This is a genomic window from Pseudomonas moraviensis subsp. stanleyae, from assembly GCF_036283065.1.
Classification (GTDB): Bacteria; Pseudomonadota; Gammaproteobacteria; order Pseudomonadales; family Pseudomonadaceae; genus Aquipseudomonas; species Aquipseudomonas stanleyae.
In genome coordinates, this window is record NZ_JAADJI010000009.1 from 259,869 (window position 1) to 274,673 (window position 14,805).

A 14,805-nucleotide genomic window follows, 5' to 3' on the forward strand; every position below is an offset into this window, starting at 1 on the left:
GTTCACGCAGCGCCTTACCACCGCTGCACCCTGCTCTGAACGGCCTCACCCGGCTCCCTCGGCTCGGGTGAATTTGCGGGCGCCTTCGGGCGCCTTTTTTCTCCGCTCAGATCAGCGGCCAGTCCTGCACAACCCGATAGCGACCCTTGTGCGATTCCAACAAGGCGAAGCGTTCAGCGCGCAGGAAAAACTCCGGCGGCGTGCTCGCTTCCGGCTCCGGCGCCCGGTATTCACGGGCCAGGGTCAGGTGCGGGCGAAACTCGTGGGTGGGCTCCTCAAAACCAAACGGCAGCATCGCTTGCTCCAGCGCATAGACCAGGCGCAACAACGCCGGCGGCGCCTGTTCCGGTGCCAGCGACAACACACCGGTGCGATGCCAGACCTGCAAACGATCCAGCGCAACCCGCAATGCTTCGCCGGGAATACGCACACTGCCTGCGGCTTCGCAAACACCATGGATCTGCGCCAGCGGCACCGCACCGAGGAACAGCAAGGTCAGATGAAAGTTATCCGCTGGTACCGGTTTTCCGGTCCGCAGACCCAGCTCCGCGCGCCACTGGGCGATCGCCTTGCGCTGCGCCGGCGGGCAGTCCAAAGCGAAAAACAGCCGTTTCGACGGTTCATCCTTGCGCACTTCATCCATCATCGCCCTGCCCCTTTTATCGTGATGATCGAGCCGATTCTACGCAGCCTGTTCTGACGACTCGCGCCAGGAAGCTATAGTTCAAGAATTGCCAACAACCGGAGGCTGCCATGCGCGAGATCCTCAGCAAAGAACCCTGGTGGGCCCGGCCACCGCATCCCGGACAAAACGAAAGCGAACTGGAATGGGGCTGGCTGGTGCATTACAGCGAAGGCGAACCACGCTTCGAATTCGTCCGCGAAAGGCCCAGCGACGAGCAGATTCGCAACCGCAAGAGTTGCCGGGTCACCCCCGCGCCCGAGTGAATAGAGTCCGTGAGCACTAATCCTGTGGGAGCGAGCCTGCTCGCGAAAGCGGTGTGTCAGATAAACAAATGTTACTGATACGACGCTTTCGCGAGCAGGCTCGCTCCCACAGGGTTATGCATTGATCAGTGGGGTTGGGTGTCGCCGGCGGCGGTGTCGATGCTGACAACAACTGACATCCCCGGCCGCAAGCGTTCCTCTTCCTGCTGATCGGGATCGATGGTGATGCGCACCGGCACGCGCTGGGCGATCTTGACGAAGTTGCCGGTGGCGTTATCGGCTTGAAGCAAGGCGAATTCCGAGCCAGTGCCCGGGGAAATATGCTGCACATGGCCGGTGAATCGGCGGTGGTTCAAGGCGTCGACGGTGAAGCGCACCGGTTGCCCGACCCGCACATTGGCCATTTGGGTTTCCTTCATGTTGGCGATCACCCATTTCTGCTCCGGCACCAACGCCATCAATTGCGCGCCGGAGTTGACGTAGGCGCCGAGGCGCACGCCGATCTGCCCGAGCTGACCGTCGCGCGGGGCGACAATCCGCGTGTTCGACAGATCGATCCGTGCCAGTTGCACCGCCGCTTCGGCGCTGGCCACCGCAGCTTCCAGCGAGCCGCGATTGACTATCACCGTTTGCAGGTCCTGCCGGGCGATTTCCAGATTGGCCTTGGCCTGTGCCACTGCCGCCGTGCTCTGCGCATTGGCGGCGAGGGTCACGTCGAACTCGCGTTTCGACACCGAACCGTCGCGCACCAGTTCCTGATTACGGCGCAGATCGGCCTCGCTCTTGCGCAACTGCGCCTGACTGTCGGCCAACACCGCCTGGCGCAATTTGATCGTTGCCTCGGCGCTGTTGCGCTGCTGCACGACGTTGGCCAGCCCGGCCTTTTGCACCGCCAGTTGTGCCAGCGACTGGTCGAGGCGCTGCTGATAAATGCGGTCATCCAATCGCACCAGCAGGTCCCCGGCCTTTACGTACTGGAAGTCCTGCACCGGCACCTCGAACACATAACCGCTGAGCTGCGGGCCGATGATCGTCACCTGTCCGCGCACCAAGGCGTTTTCAGTGGTTTCGACCGCGCTGCTGAACGGCGGTAACTGCCAGGCATACAGCACGATCAGCACGCCAACGATGGCGATCGCGGCAAAGCCCAGCGAAGAAATGATCCGTACCCGCAGCGAGCGCGGCGCGGTATTGGCTGACGACGGCGGTGCCTCACCTTCAGGCGTGGCGGCGATGGCATTGGTGGTTGTGGTGGTCGGTTCGGTCATGAAGAAATGGCGCCGCTTGATGGTACGGAAGGCGTCGGCTCAATGGCTTTGGTGGTGCTCATCAGCCACAACGCGCGAATCGAAAGCCAGATCATGGTCAGGACGGCAATGACCGCGATCAGCATGAAGACATCGTTATAGGCCAGCACGTTCGCTTCGCGTGTCGCTGCATTGGCGAGGCTGCGAATCCCGGCCAGATTGCGCAGGCTCGGGTCGGCCAGCAAACCGCCATAGGCCGATCCACCGCTCTGCACGCGCGCGGCCACCAGGGGGTCGGACATCACCAGATGATCGACGATGTGGCTGGAATGGTACTTCTCCCGCACGATCTGAAAGGTGCCGAGCAACGCCGCGCCGAGCAGCCCGCCGAGGTTGTTGCAGATCCCGAACAGCACGGAAAAACTTACCAGGTTGCGCGGATTGGTCAGCACGTTGCGCGTGCCGAAGACCATGGTCGGGCCAAGGAAAAACGTACTGCCGAACGCCAGCAGGAACTGGCTGACGTAGAGATTTTGCGGGCGGGTCAGGTTGTTGGAAAAACTGTCCATCACCGAACCGGTGGCCATCAGCGCCAGCGAGATGATCAACGGCATCAGCAAGTGTTTGGGGTCGATGGTCAGTGCGCTGGTCGCAAGGCCGGCGATACTGCCGATCAGCATCACCACGTACAGACTGTGCAGTTGCTCATAGCCCATGTTGAGGTTCTGCATGAAACCGACCGCGCCGGTGGATTGCTCCGAAGTGACCATGCGAATCAGGGTCACCGCCAGCGCCAGACGAATCATCGTGCCGCTGCCCAGCCAACGGGTCATCAGCATCGGGTTGCTGCGGTTATGTTCGATGGCCAGGCCCATTATGATCAGCGCGATCGAACAGGCGAGCGCGACGCCGATCCAGTCGGCCTCCAGCCACCAGTCGATCCGCCCCAGCGACAGCACTGCGCACAACAACGCCACTCCGGTGGCGAGGATGGCGAAGGTCAGGAAATCGAGTTTTTCAAAGGTCTTGAAGCGGTCACCGGGCGGCAACTTCAGCAGCAAGACACAGCCGAGTGACAACAGGGCCATACCCAATTCGAACAGGTAGAGGCCGCGCCACTCAGCGATCTGCAACAGGTCTTCGGAAAACAGCCGCGCCAGCGGCAACGCCAGTTGCGAAGTGCCAAGACCGAGGACCAGCGCTTTGAGTCGCCACTTCGCCGGGAACGCCTGGACCATGTAATACAGCCCCAGCGAACTCAGCGCCGCGCCGACCATGCCGTGGGCAGCACGCACCGCCACCGCAGAATTGAGATCGTTGACGAACAGATGGCCGAAGGTCACCAGCGCATAGAGCACCAGAAACACTTCGGTGAACGCGCGCAGGCCGAACTGCTGGCGAAACTTCACCAGCAGCAGGTTCATCGACACGTTGGTCATCACATACGCCGCCGGCAGCCAGGCCATCTCCGCCGTGGTCGCGCCGAGCGAACCTTGCAGATAAGGCAGGTTGGCCACCACCAGCGAATTCCCCAGCCCACCAGTCACCGCCACCAGCACACCGACCGCCGCATACGCCAGGCGCTTGGGCGTGGAGTGCAAGGGTGTCGACGGGGAACCGGGCAGGCTGGGCTTTTCGTGGGGTTGCCAGTTGCGCGGGGCGTATTTATCCATGGATCGGCCTGGTGCTGGGGGTGAGGGAAGTTTGCCGCAATTTCACTGGCAACACACACTCCATGGACAACACAACCCCCTGTAGGAGCTGTCGAGTGAAACGAGGCTGCGATCTTTTATCTGGATTTTTCAAAAGCAAGATCAAAAGATCGCAGCGTGCCGCAGCTCCTACCTCATGGACAACACAACTCCCCTGTAGGAGCTGTCGAGTGAAACGAGGCTGCGATCTTTTGATCTGGATCTTCCAAAAGCAAGATCAAAAGATCGCAGCGTGCCGCAGCTCCTACGAGGCGTGCGGCGTAGCACCGGCCATCATCGTATAACTTCCAGTTGACAATCCCTGAAAATCTGGGAAATATCCGCTTCGATGTTGTACGACGACGTATGACAAATAATAAAAACAACAAATGATTCAGGGAGCGTCACAGTGAGCACACTCGCCCGCAATTCCGTCCGCCCTCCACGTTTTGCCGTTTCTCGCCCACGTTCCACCCTTGGTCTGATTGGTTGCAGCAGCCTCGCCCTCGCCCTCCCAATGAGCGCCGACGCCGAAGGCTTTCTCGAAGACAGCAAAGCCACGCTGAACCTGCGCAACGCCTACTTCAACCGCAACTTCGTCAACCCGGCCTACCCGCAGGGCAAGGCTGAAGAGTGGACGCAGAACTTCATCCTCGACGCCAAATCCGGTTTCACCCAAGGCACCGTCGGCTTCGGTCTCGACATCCTGGGCATGTACTCGCAGAAGCTCGATGGCGGCAAAGGCACTGGCGGCACGCAGCTGTTGCCGATCCACGATGACGGCCGCCCCGCCGACAACTTCGGCCGGCTTGGCGTAGCCCTGAAAGCCAAAGTTTCGAAAACCGAATTGAAGGTTGGCGAATGGATGCCAGTACTGCCGATCCTGCGCTCCGACGATGGCCGTTCCCTGCCGCAGACCTTTCGCGGCGGCCAGATCACCTCCACTGAGATCAACGGCCTGACCGTTTACGGCGGCCAGTTCCGTGGCAACAGCCCGCGCAACGACGCAAGCATGGAAGACATGTCGATGAACGGTCGCGGTGCGTTCACCTCCGATCGCTTCAACTTCGGCGGCGGCGAATACACCTTCAACGAGAAACGCACCATGGTCGGCGTGTGGTATGCCGAGCTGACCGATATCTATCAGCAGCAGTATTTCAACCTCAGCCACAGCCAGCCGATGGGCGACTGGACCCTGGGCGCCAATCTCGGTTTCTTCACCGGCAAGGAAGACGGCAGCGCCCAGGCCGGCGACCTCGACAACAAGACCGCCTTCGCCCTGCTCTCTGCCAAGTACGGCGGCCACACTTTCTACGTCGGCCTGCAGAAACTCACCGGTGACGATGCCTGGATGCGCGTCAACGGCACCAGCGGCGGCACCCTGGCCAACGACAGTTACAACGCCAGTTATGACAACGCCAAAGAGCGCTCCTGGCAGTTGCGCCACGACTACAACTTCGTCGCGCTGGGCGTGCCGGGCCTGACCCTGATGAACCGCTACATCAGCGGCGATAACGTGCACACCGCGACCACCAACGACGGCAAGGAATGGGGCCGCGAATCGGAGCTGGCCTACACCGTGCAGAGCGGCCCGCTGAAGAATCTCAACGTGAAATGGCGCAACGCGACCATTCGCCGGGATTTCAGCACCAACGAATTCGACGAGAACCGGATCTTTATCAGCTATCCGATTTCGTTGTTGTAACGGTTGGCGGATTCACACTGTGGGAGCGAGCCTGGTCGCGAAAGCGCCGGACCAGTCGACTTGTTCTGACTGGCACACCGCCTTCGCGAGCAGGCTCGCTCCCACAAGGGAACTGCATTGCAAGGCAGGTATCGGGCGTTGAGAAACGAACTGCCCCTTCCGTCATCTACACCAAAAGTCGCGTTGACAAGATCCGGAAACCCTACCGATACTTCAGCGCAGTCATACGACAACCTACAACAAATCTAACAACAATGTGTTCAGGGATTGCCATGACGTCTACATCTACCCCCCGCGCCCCCTTCAACCGCCTGCTGCTGACCGGTGCCGCCGGAGGCCTGGGCAAAGTCCTGCGCGAACGCCTGCGCCCTTACGCCAATGTGCTGCGCCTGTCCGATATCGCCGCCCTCGCCCCGGCCGTCGATGAACACGAAGAAGTCGTGCTCTGCGACCTTGCCGACAAGCAGGCCGTGCATCAACTGGTCGAAGGCGTCGATGCGATCCTGCATTTCGGCGGCGTTTCGGTCGAGCGCCCGTTCGAAGAAATCCTCGGCGCCAACATCTGCGGCGTCTTCCACATTTACGAAGCGGCACGCAAGCACGGTGTGAAGCGGGTGATCTTCGCCAGCTCCAACCACGTCATCGGTTTCTACAAGCAGGATGAAAAACTCGACGCTACCTCCCCTCGCCGTCCGGACGGTTACTACGGTCTGTCCAAGTCCTACGGCGAAGACATGGCCAGCTTCTATTTTGATCGCTACGGTATCGAAACCGTCAGCATCCGCATCGGCTCCTCGTTCCCCGAGCCGCAGAACCGCCGGATGATGCACACCTGGCTGAGCTTCGACGATCTCACGCAACTGCTCGAACGCTCGCTGTACACGCCGAACGTCGGTCACACCGTGGTTTACGGCATGTCCGCCAACAAAGACGTCTGGTGGGACAACCGCTACGCCAGCCATCTCGGTTTCGAAGCCAAGGACACCTCGGAAATATTCCGCGACAAGGTCGAAGCGCAGCCGATGCCGGCCGACGATGATCCGGCGCGGATCTATCAGGGCGGCGCCTTCGTCGCAGCAGGCCCGTTCGGCGACTGATCGCTCGACTTGATCCCCCTCCAATAAAAACCAAGGGAATGAGTATGCAAGCCGAATTGATCGTCGACGCCCGCAACGCGGTCGGTGAAAGCCCGGTCTGGGTGCCGCAGGAAAACGCACTGTACTGGGTCGACATCCCCAACGGCGGGCTGCAACGCTGGAGCGCCGACACTGGCCACGTTGCCTCGTGGAAAGCTCCGGAAATGCTCGCCTGCATCACCCGTCACCGCAGCGGGGGCTGGGTGGCCGGCATGGAAAGCGGCTTCTTCCGCCTGCATCCGCACAGCGACGGCAGCCTCGACAGTGAATTGCTCGCGACCGTAGAACATAGCCGCGCGGACATGCGCCTCAACGACGGTCGCTGCGATCGTCAGGGGCGTTTCTGGGCTGGCAGCATGGTCTTGAACATGGGCTTGAACGCACCAGAAGGCCGGTTGTATCGCTACAGCGCCGGGCAGACTGGCGTGATCGACGCGCAGCTGGACGGCTTCATCGTGCCCAACGGCCTCGCCTTCAGCCCTGACGGCAAGACCATGTACCTGTCGGATTCGCACCCCAACGTGCAACTGATCTGGGCTTTCGATTACGACACCGAGACTGGCACGCCATCTAATCGCCGGGTGTTTGTCGACATGAAAAATTTCCCCGGCCGCCCTGACGGCGCCGCCGTCGATGCCGAGGGCTGCTACTGGATCTGCGCCAACGATGCAGGCCTGATTCACCGCTTTACGCCGGACGGTCGCCTCGATTTCTCGCTGGAAGTACCGGTGAAGAAACCGACCATGTGCGCTTTCGGCGGCAGCAATCTGGACACCTTGTTCGTCGCCTCGATTCGCCCCGGCGATGACCTCGATCCGCAATCCCTGGCCGGCGGTGTGTTCGCCTTGAAGCCCGGCGTCAAAGGCCTCGCCGAACCTGAATTCAACGATCTGCTTTAGACCTTCTGCTGCACCGCTGCGCCTTGAACACAAAAATAACAAGACTGGAGACTCACCCCCATGAACTTCAAACGCACCTTGCTCGCCGCTGCACTCCCGCTGATATTTACCCTCGCTGGCGCCGCTCAGGCACTGGAACTTAAAGTCGCCGACATCCACCCCAAGGGTTATCCAACCACGGTGGCGGAAGAAAGCCTGGGCAAAATGCTGACCAAAGAGACCAACGGCGAGCTGACTTTCAAGTACTTCCCGGGCGGTGTGCTGGGTTCTGAAAAGGAAGTCATCGAGCAGATGCAAGTCGGCGCAATACAGATGTCCCGGGTCAGCCTGGGGATCGTCGGCCCTGTCGTACCGGACGTGAACGTCTTCAACATGCCGTTCATCTTCCGAGACCACCAGCACATGCGCAATGTCATCGATGGGCCGGTGGGCGATGAAATCCTCGACAAGATCACCAACTCGGAATTCGGCCTGGTGGCCCTGGCCTGGATGGACGGCGGCACGCGCAACATCTACACCAAAAAACCGGTGCGCAAGCTCGAAGACCTCAAGGGCATGAAAATTCGCGTGCAAGGCAACCCGATGTTCATCGAGATGATGAACGCCATGGGTGCCAACGGTATCGCCATGGACACCGGCGAGATCTTCAGCGCCCTGCAAACCGGCGTGATCGACGGCGCGGAAAACAACCCGCCGACCCTGCTTGAACACAACCACTTCCAGAACGCCAAGTTCTACAGCCTGACCGGTCACCTGATCCTGCCAGAGCCGATCGTGATGTCGAAAATCACCTGGGAGAAACTCACTCCGGATCAACAGACACTGGTCAAGAAAGCCGCCAAGGCTGCCCAGGCTGAAGAGCGCGAGCTGTGGGACAAGAAGTCCGCTGCCAGTGAAGAAAAACTCAAGGCCGCCGGCGTCGAGTTCATCACGGTCGACAAAAAACCCTTCTACGACGCCACTGCACCGGTGCGGGCCAAGTACGGCGCGCCGTATGCCGACCTGATCAAGAAAATCGAAGCCGTTCAGTAACGCCTCCCGCTCCGTACTCATGAATAAGGCCCGGCGCGCCTGATGTTCGAGGCGCGCCCGGTTACGGTGAAACCCGATGAAGAATTTGCTGCTGCGTATCAACGACAAGATCTACATGACCTGCATCTGGGTGGCCGGCCTTTCCGTTCTGGCAGTTTCCCTGATGATTCCCTGGGGCGTGTTTGCCCGCTACGTGCTCGGTACCGGTTCGAGCTGGCCCGAGCCTACGGCCATTCTGCTGATGATCGTGTTCACCTTTATTGGCGCCGCTGCCAGCTACCGCGCCGGCGCGCACATGGCCGTGGCCATGGTGACCGACCGCATGCCGGCGCATCTGCGCAGCGCGGCGTCGATTTTTTCCCAATTGCTGATGGCCCTGATCTGCATTTTCATGACGATCTGGGGATTCAAGTTGTGCATGTCCACCTGGAACCAGTTCATGGCGTCCCTGCCCACCCTGCGGGTGGGCGTGACCTATTTGCCGATTCCCCTGGGCGGTTTGCTGACCCTGGTTTTTGTCCTGGAAAAACTGTTTCTCGGTGACCAGAGCAAGCGTCGGGTGGTGCAGTTCGATCTGGTTGAAGAAAGCGAAGGTGCCGTTTAATGGACGCTCTGATTCTGCTGGGCAGTTTTATCGTATTGATCCTGATCGGCATGCCGGTCGCCTACGCCCTCGGCGCCGCCGCGCTGATCGGTGCGTGGTGGATCGACATCCCCTTCCAGGCGGTAATGATCCAAGTGGCGGGCGGGGTAAACAAGTTCTCACTGCTGGCCATTCCGTTCTTTGTCCTCGCCGGCGCGATCATGGCAGAGGGCGGCATGTCCCGGCGGTTGGTGGCGTGTGCCGGGGTGCTGGTGGGTTTCGTCCGTGGTGGCCTGTCACTGGTCAACATCGTCGCCTCGACCTTCTTCGGTGCGATCTCCGGTTCGTCGGTGGCCGATACTGCGTCGGTGGGTTCGGTGCTGATTCCGGAAATGGAGCGCAAGGGTTATCCGCGCGACTTCTCCACCGCTGTGACCGTCAGCGGTTCGGTGCAAGCCCTGCTGACCCCGCCAAGTCATAACTCAGTGCTCTACTCGCTGGCCGCAGGCGGTACCGTTTCGATCGCCTCGCTGTTCATGGCGGGCATCGTGCCGGGCCTGCTGATGAGCGCGTGCCTGATGGTGCTGTGCCTGATCTTCGCGAAAAAGCGCAACTACCCCAAGGGCGAAGTGATCCCGATGCGCCAGGCGCTGAAAATCGTCGGCGAAGCCCTCTGGGGCCTGATGGCGATGGTGATCATCCTTGGCGGTATTCTGTCCGGGGTCTTCACCGCGACCGAGTCGGCAGCCATTGCCGTTGTGTGGTCGTTCTTCGTGACCATGTTCATCTACCGCGACTACAAGTGGCGTGAACTGCCCAAGCTGATGCATCGCACGGTGCGGACCATCTCCATCGTGATGATCCTGATCGGCTTCGCCGCCAGCTTCGGCTACATCATGACGCTGATGCAGATTCCGGCGAAGATCACCACGGCTTTCCTGACTCTGTCGGATAACCGTTACGTGATTCTGATGTGCATCAACGTCATGTTGCTGCTGTTGGGCACGGTGATGGACATGGCGCCGCTGATCCTGATCCTGACGCCGATCCTGATGCCGGTGATTCTGGACATCGGCGTCGATCCGGTGCAGTTCGGCATGATCATGCTGGTGAACCTGGGGATCGGATTGATAACACCGCCGGTGGGTGCGGTGCTATTCGTCGGCTCCGCCATCGGCAAGGTCAGTATCGAAAGCACCGTTAAAGCGCTGCTGCCGTTCTACGCCGTGCTGTTCCTGGTGCTGATGCTGGTCACCTACATTCCGGCACTGTCGCTGTGGCTGCCGCACCTGGTGTTGTAACAATGTGACTGTGGCGGGGAGTTTGCTCCCGCTCGGGCGCGCAGCGGTCGCTCTTTAAAATAAGGGCCTGCTGCGCAGTCCAGCGGGAGCAAGCTCCCTCGCCACAGAAGTGTTTCAGGTCCGAAAAAGCATGCAGGCTGCCACCACCAGACACACACTGGCAAACCCCACCTGCAACGCCCGCGCCGGCACCTGCGCGCACAGCCTGCGGCCAACGATCATGCCGACAACGCTGGCAATGATGAACGCCGCGCCCTGGCTGTCGATACGCACCCCCGCATGAAACGAGCCGATCACCCCGATCGCGGAAATCAGACTGATCACCATCAACGACGTGGCGACAATGCCGCGCATCTGCACATCGGTCAGTTGCTTGAACGCCGGCACAATCAGGAACCCGCCCCCGACGCCAAGCAATCCCGAGACCACACCGGTAATCGCTCCCAGCGCGGCGAGAGTTGCGGTGCACTTGGCGGTCCAGTCGAAGCGCCCGGTCTGCTCGTTGAGCATGCAGTTCTTCTGGCCCCAACTGGCATGGCCGTGATCGCTCGGCCCCGCTTGCTGACGCTCCTTTCTGAACATCCGCCAGGCGACCAGGACCATCAGCAGGCTGAACAGGATCATCAGAACCTTTTCCGGCAACTGATGCGCGAAGTAGATCCCCAGCGGCGAAAACACCGCGCCCAGTGCCGCGATCAACAGTGCCGCACGGTAACGCACCAGGCCATGGCGCAAACCATCGATAGCCCCGACCGCTGCCGCGCTGCCAACCGCAAACAAGGCCACCGGCGCCGCTTGCGTCATCGTCCAGCCGAGCCCGAGCACCAGCGCCGGCACCGCGAGAATTCCGCCACCCGCGCCGGTCAGGCCGAGCACCAACCCCATTACCACGCCAAACAGACTTGCCAGCAACATAGGGATTTCTCAGTCGACCCTGGACAGACGCGTCAGCCACTCGCGGCCCTTGAGCATGCCGTGCCAGTAGAACCACGGCAGCAGCGTCGCCTTCAGCCACCATGCCGAACGCCGCGGCACGGTCGGGTCCAGCGGGAAGGTCGGCAGCAGTTTGCCGCCATAGCCGAACTCGGCAAGGATCACCTTGCCCTTCTCCACCGTCAGCGGGCACGAGCCGTAGCCGTCGTACTTGAGCGGCAGCGGCTGTTGTTTGCGCGCGGCCAGGAGGTTCTGCGCAACGACGACAATCTGCTTGCGCACCGCCGCGGCAGTTTTCGCGTTGCTGGTGCCGCAGATATCGCCGAGTGCAAACACTTCGGGATAACGCGGATGCTGCAGGCTGTGCGGATCGACTTCGCACCAGCCAGCGGCATCGGCGAGCGGACTCTGTGCGATGAAATCCGGCGAGACTTGTGGCGGCACGACGTGAAGCAGATCGAAGGTTTTCGCTACGCGGCTGACGTTGCCGTCGGCATCCTTGACCTCGAACCACGCGGTTTTCGCAGGGCCGTCGACCTTGACCAGATTCGAGTTGAAGGCCAGTTGCGCGTTGTACTGTTCGATGTACTTCATCAGCGGCGGCACAAAGGTCGGCACGCCAAACAGCGCGGCGCCGGCCAAATTGAACTCGACATTGATGTTGTGCAGCACCCCGGATTTGCGCCAATGGTCGCAAGACAGATACAGGGCTTTTTGCGGCGCGCCAGCACATTTGATCGGCATCGCCGGCTGGGTGAACAGCGCCCGGCCATCGCGGAGTTTCTGCACTTGATCCCAGGTGTACTGGGCGTGTTGGTAGCTGTAGTTGGAGGTGACGCCATGCTGGCCGAGGCTTTCGTGCAAGCCTTCGACTTTCTCCCAGGCCAGGCGCAGGCCGGGGCAGACGATCAGGTTCTGATAGCTGACAGTGCGTTGGTCGTCGAGGGTGAGTTGGCGGTTTTGCGGGTCGATGGCGCTGACGCTGGCCTGAATCCACGTCGCCTGCCGCGGCATGACTTTGCTCATCGACCTGACGGTGTCTTTCACATCAAATGCGCCACCGCCGACCAGCGTCCACGCCGGTTGATAGTAGTGCTGTGAGCTCGGCTCGATAACAGTAATTTTGAGGTGCGGGTCACGCTTGAGCAGACTGGCGACAAAACCGATGCCGGCCGTCCCGCCGCCGATGACCACGATGTCCGCACTGATGGATGGGCCCCAGTGTTGATCGTTCATTGCTTGTTCCTTTTGCTGCACGCAAGGATTTTTGGTTCACCACAACAACTAATGTGGGAGCGAGCCTGCTCGCGAAAGCGGTGGCTCAGTCAACTATTCGTCGGCTGACACGCCGCCTTCGCGAGCAGGCTCGCTCCCACAGGAGATGTTTGTGAAGGCTGGCATTTATGGCTGTTCCCAGCTCTTGAGCACCGCTCCGCAATAAAGCCCCGAGAGGGTTTTCATCACCTGAATCACCTCGTGACTGGCCAGGCCATAGAAAATGTATTTGCCTTCGCGGCGGGTCGCGACCAGCCCTTCGTCACGCAGGATGCCCAGTTGCTGGGACAGCGTCGGTTGGCGCACACCGGTCATGGTTTCCAGTTCGCCAACGTTGCGTTCGCCCTGGGTCAGTTGACAGAGAATCAACAGGCGATCCTCATTGGCCAAGGCTTTGAGCAAGGCGCAGGCCTTGGACGCCGAGGCGCGCAGTTGGGCGACTTCACATTCGGTCAGACTGGATTGCATTTGCACGAGGCCTTGAAGGTCACTTAAGCTGCGAACATTATGTTTTTACATAAAGTGTTGCAACCCGAAATTCCCCAGCACAGGTTTTAGCCATGCCCGCCCTGATTGAAGCGTTCCTCGACCCCGCCTCCTCGACCTACAGCTACGTGGTCTATGAAGCCGACGGCGGCCAGTGCGCGATCGTCGACCCGGTGCTCGATTACGACGGCGCCGCCGGGCGCACCGGCACGGCACAGGCGGACAAGATCATCGCCTTCGTCCGTGCGCATCGGCTGCAAGTGCAATGGTTGCTGGAAACCCACGCCCACGCCGATCACCTCTCCGCCGCGCCATATCTGCGCCGTGAACTGGGCGGCAAGATCGCCATCGGCGAGTCGATCAGCAAAGTGCAGAACGTGTTCAAGTCCCTGTTCAATCTGGAGCCGGAATTTTGCGTCGATGGCTCGCAGTTCGATCAGCTGTTTGCGCCGAACGAGTCATTCATGATCGGCAACCTAAAGGCCACCGCCCTGCACGTCCCCGGCCATACGCCAGCGGACATGGCCTACCTGATCGACGGCGAACAGATTCTCGTCGGCGACACGTTGTTCATGCCAGACGTTGGCACCGCGCGCTGTGATTTCCCCGGCGGCAATGCGCAGCAGCTGTTCAAGTCGATCCAGAAGCTGTTGGCGTTTCCGGCGAGTGTGAAGCTTTACGTCTGCCACGATTACCCGCCCGAAGGGCGCGCCCCGCAGTGCCAGACCACTGTTGGCGAACAGCGCAAAAGCAATATTCATGTGCATGACGGGATCGATGAGGCGGCGTTCGTCGAGATGCGCACCCAGCGCGATGCCGGGCTGGGCATGCCGACGTTATTGCTGCCGGCGATTCAGGTGAATGTGCGGGCGGGGGATCTTCCGGAAGCGGAAGACAACGGCGTGGTTTACCTGAAGATCCCGCTCAACAAGCTTTAACGTCAAAAGATCGCAGCCTTCGGCAGCTCTTACAATTGGAATGCGTTCCCCCTGGAGCTGCCGAAGGCTGCGATCTTTTGATCTTCACGTCCCCAACGTCAAACCGTTCGCAGGCAACGGCAATGCGGTCTTGTAGCGCACCTGCTTCAGCGCAAAGCTCGAACGAATATTCGCCACGCCGGGAACCTTGGTCAGAAAATCCATCATGAAGCGTTCCAGCGACTGAATGCTCGGCACCAGCACGCGGATCAGATAGTCCGGGTCGCCGGCCATCAGATAGCACTCCATCACCTCGGGCCGATCGGAGATCGCTTCCTCGAAATGCTGCAGCGCTTCTTCCACCTGCTTTTCCAGGCTGACGTGAATGAACACGTTCACGTGCAGCCCCAGCAGGTCGGCATCCAGCAGCGTGACCTGTTCGCGAATCAGGCCCAATTCCTCCATCGCCTTGACCCGGTTGAAGCATGGCGTCGGTGACAGATTCACCGAGCGAGCGAGGTCGGCATTGGTGATGCGCGCGTTCTCCTGAAGGCTGTTGAGAATGCCGATGTCGGTACGGTCCAGTTTGCGCATGAGACAAAACCACCTGTTTTTTATGTTTATGCAGAATTTCTATCTGCAAATGGTCGCC

The 14,805-nt window shown here is 60.4% G+C and carries 15 protein-coding genes; 8 read left to right on the top strand and 7 right to left on the bottom strand.

All coding sequences use genetic code 11. The features are described 5' to 3' along the window. Window positions 1-106: 106 nt before the first annotated feature. Window positions 107-646 (bottom strand): RNA 2',3'-cyclic phosphodiesterase, encoded by a 540-nt coding sequence (thpR, locus tag GXB78_RS18180; RefSeq protein ID WP_329516422.1) that lies wholly within the window; start codon window positions 644-646, stop codon window positions 107-109. 107 nt (window positions 647-753) lie between these two features. On the opposite strand from thpR, the gene GXB78_RS18185 reads away from it, so the two are divergent. Further along, window positions 754-948, top strand: coding sequence for a hypothetical protein (locus tag GXB78_RS18185; protein ID WP_329516423.1), 195 nt, complete (start codon window positions 754-756; stop codon window positions 946-948). 125 nt (window positions 949-1,073) lie between these two features. Here GXB78_RS18185 and GXB78_RS18190 read toward each other — a convergent pair whose 3' ends face one another. Continuing rightward, the gene (locus GXB78_RS18190) at window positions 1,074-2,216 is read right to left on the bottom strand and encodes an HlyD family secretion protein (RefSeq protein WP_329516424.1); all 1,143 of its coding nucleotides are present in this window, start codon (window positions 2,214-2,216) and stop codon (window positions 1,074-1,076) included. After that, entirely contained in the window at window positions 2,213-3,868 is a 1,656-nt protein-coding gene (locus GXB78_RS18195) for an MFS transporter (RefSeq protein WP_253502996.1), read from the bottom strand. The genes GXB78_RS18190 and GXB78_RS18195 overlap by 4 nt, the downstream gene beginning before the upstream one ends. 427 nt (window positions 3,869-4,295) lie before the next feature. Here GXB78_RS18195 and GXB78_RS18200 point away from each other — a divergent pair, with 427 nt between their 5' ends. The 6 genes from GXB78_RS18200 to GXB78_RS18225 all read left to right on the top strand — a co-directional run bounded on the left by GXB78_RS18200 (window position 4,296) and on the right by GXB78_RS18225 (window position 10,542). Then, window positions 4,296-5,591, top strand: a complete 1,296-nt coding sequence (locus GXB78_RS18200; protein ID WP_329516425.1) for an OprD family porin — start codon at window positions 4,296-4,298, stop codon at window positions 5,589-5,591. A 272-nt stretch (window positions 5,592-5,863) separates the two neighbouring features. Next, window positions 5,864-6,688 (top strand): NAD-dependent epimerase/dehydratase family protein, encoded by an 825-nt coding sequence (locus GXB78_RS18205; protein WP_329516426.1) that lies wholly within the window; start codon window positions 5,864-5,866, stop codon window positions 6,686-6,688. A 44-nt stretch (window positions 6,689-6,732) separates the two neighbouring features. Further along, window positions 6,733-7,626 carry an SMP-30/gluconolactonase/LRE family protein gene (locus GXB78_RS18210; protein ID WP_329516427.1) on the top strand — a complete coding sequence of 298 codons (894 nt, stop codon included), beginning with the start codon at window positions 6,733-6,735 and terminating at the stop codon, window positions 7,624-7,626. 60 nt (window positions 7,627-7,686) lie between these two features. Then, entirely contained in the window at window positions 7,687-8,658 is a 972-nt protein-coding gene (locus GXB78_RS18215) for a TRAP transporter substrate-binding protein (RefSeq protein ID WP_329516428.1), read from the top strand. Between the two features lie 76 nt (window positions 8,659-8,734). Beyond that, window positions 8,735-9,262, top strand: coding sequence for a TRAP transporter small permease (locus tag GXB78_RS18220; RefSeq protein ID WP_329516429.1), 528 nt, complete (start codon window positions 8,735-8,737; stop codon window positions 9,260-9,262). Then, window positions 9,262-10,542: a TRAP transporter large permease gene (locus GXB78_RS18225; protein WP_042609302.1), complete on the top strand. Its 1,281-nt coding sequence runs from the start codon at window positions 9,262-9,264 to the stop codon at window positions 10,540-10,542. Before GXB78_RS18220 ends, GXB78_RS18225 begins: the two co-directional genes overlap by 1 nt. Window positions 10,543-10,656: 114 nt before the next feature. Here GXB78_RS18225 and GXB78_RS18230 read toward each other — a convergent pair whose 3' ends face one another. The 3 genes from GXB78_RS18230 to GXB78_RS18240 form a co-directional block, all read right to left on the bottom strand. Further along, window positions 10,657-11,457, bottom strand: coding sequence for a sulfite exporter TauE/SafE family protein (locus GXB78_RS18230; RefSeq protein WP_329516430.1), 801 nt, complete (start codon window positions 11,455-11,457; stop codon window positions 10,657-10,659). A gap of 9 nt (window positions 11,458-11,466) precedes the next feature. Next, window positions 11,467-12,711, bottom strand: coding sequence for an NAD(P)/FAD-dependent oxidoreductase (locus GXB78_RS18235; protein ID WP_329516431.1), 1,245 nt, complete (start codon window positions 12,709-12,711; stop codon window positions 11,467-11,469). 165 nt (window positions 12,712-12,876) lie between these two features. Further along, entirely contained in the window at window positions 12,877-13,218 is a 342-nt protein-coding gene (locus GXB78_RS18240; protein ID WP_008086967.1) for an ArsR/SmtB family transcription factor, read from the bottom strand. Between the two features lie 92 nt (window positions 13,219-13,310). Between GXB78_RS18240 and GXB78_RS18245 the strand changes: the two genes are divergently transcribed. Then, complete coding sequence (locus GXB78_RS18245; protein ID WP_329516432.1) at window positions 13,311-14,174, top strand: MBL fold metallo-hydrolase; 864 nt, start codon at window positions 13,311-13,313, stop codon at window positions 14,172-14,174. Between the two features lie 84 nt (window positions 14,175-14,258). Here the strand turns inward: GXB78_RS18245 and bkdR are convergent, their stop codons facing one another. Beyond that, entirely contained in the window at window positions 14,259-14,747 is a 489-nt protein-coding gene (bkdR, locus tag GXB78_RS18250; protein ID WP_039762201.1) for a Bkd operon transcriptional regulator BkdR, read from the bottom strand. Between the last annotated feature and the right edge of the window lie 58 nt (window positions 14,748-14,805).

Coding starts and splice junctions, on each gene's coding strand:
- GXB78_RS18215 (WP_329516428.1), top strand. CDS start 7,687: ATGAACTTCAAACGCACCTTGCTCGCCGCTGCACTCCCGCTGATATTT.
- GXB78_RS18190 (WP_329516424.1), bottom strand. CDS start 2,216: ATGACCGAACCGACCACCACAACCACCAATGCCATCGCCGCCACGCCT.
- GXB78_RS18225 (WP_042609302.1), top strand. CDS start 9,262: ATGGACGCTCTGATTCTGCTGGGCAGTTTTATCGTATTGATCCTGATC.
- bkdR (WP_039762201.1), bottom strand. CDS start 14,747: ATGCGCAAACTGGACCGTACCGACATCGGCATTCTCAACAGCCTTCAG.
- GXB78_RS18240 (WP_008086967.1), bottom strand. CDS start 13,218: ATGCAATCCAGTCTGACCGAATGTGAAGTCGCCCAACTGCGCGCCTCG.
- GXB78_RS18245 (WP_329516432.1), top strand. CDS start 13,311: ATGCCCGCCCTGATTGAAGCGTTCCTCGACCCCGCCTCCTCGACCTAC.
- GXB78_RS18195 (WP_253502996.1), bottom strand. CDS start 3,868: ATGGATAAATACGCCCCGCGCAACTGGCAACCCCACGAAAAGCCCAGC.
- GXB78_RS18220 (WP_329516429.1), top strand. CDS start 8,735: ATGAAGAATTTGCTGCTGCGTATCAACGACAAGATCTACATGACCTGC.
- thpR (WP_329516422.1), bottom strand. CDS start 646: ATGATGGATGAAGTGCGCAAGGATGAACCGTCGAAACGGCTGTTTTTC.
- GXB78_RS18205 (WP_329516426.1), top strand. CDS start 5,864: ATGACGTCTACATCTACCCCCCGCGCCCCCTTCAACCGCCTGCTGCTG.
- GXB78_RS18230 (WP_329516430.1), bottom strand. CDS start 11,457: ATGTTGCTGGCAAGTCTGTTTGGCGTGGTAATGGGGTTGGTGCTCGGC.
- GXB78_RS18235 (WP_329516431.1), bottom strand. CDS start 12,711: ATGAACGATCAACACTGGGGCCCATCCATCAGTGCGGACATCGTGGTC.
- GXB78_RS18185 (WP_329516423.1), top strand. CDS start 754: ATGCGCGAGATCCTCAGCAAAGAACCCTGGTGGGCCCGGCCACCGCAT.
- GXB78_RS18210 (WP_329516427.1), top strand. CDS start 6,733: ATGCAAGCCGAATTGATCGTCGACGCCCGCAACGCGGTCGGTGAAAGC.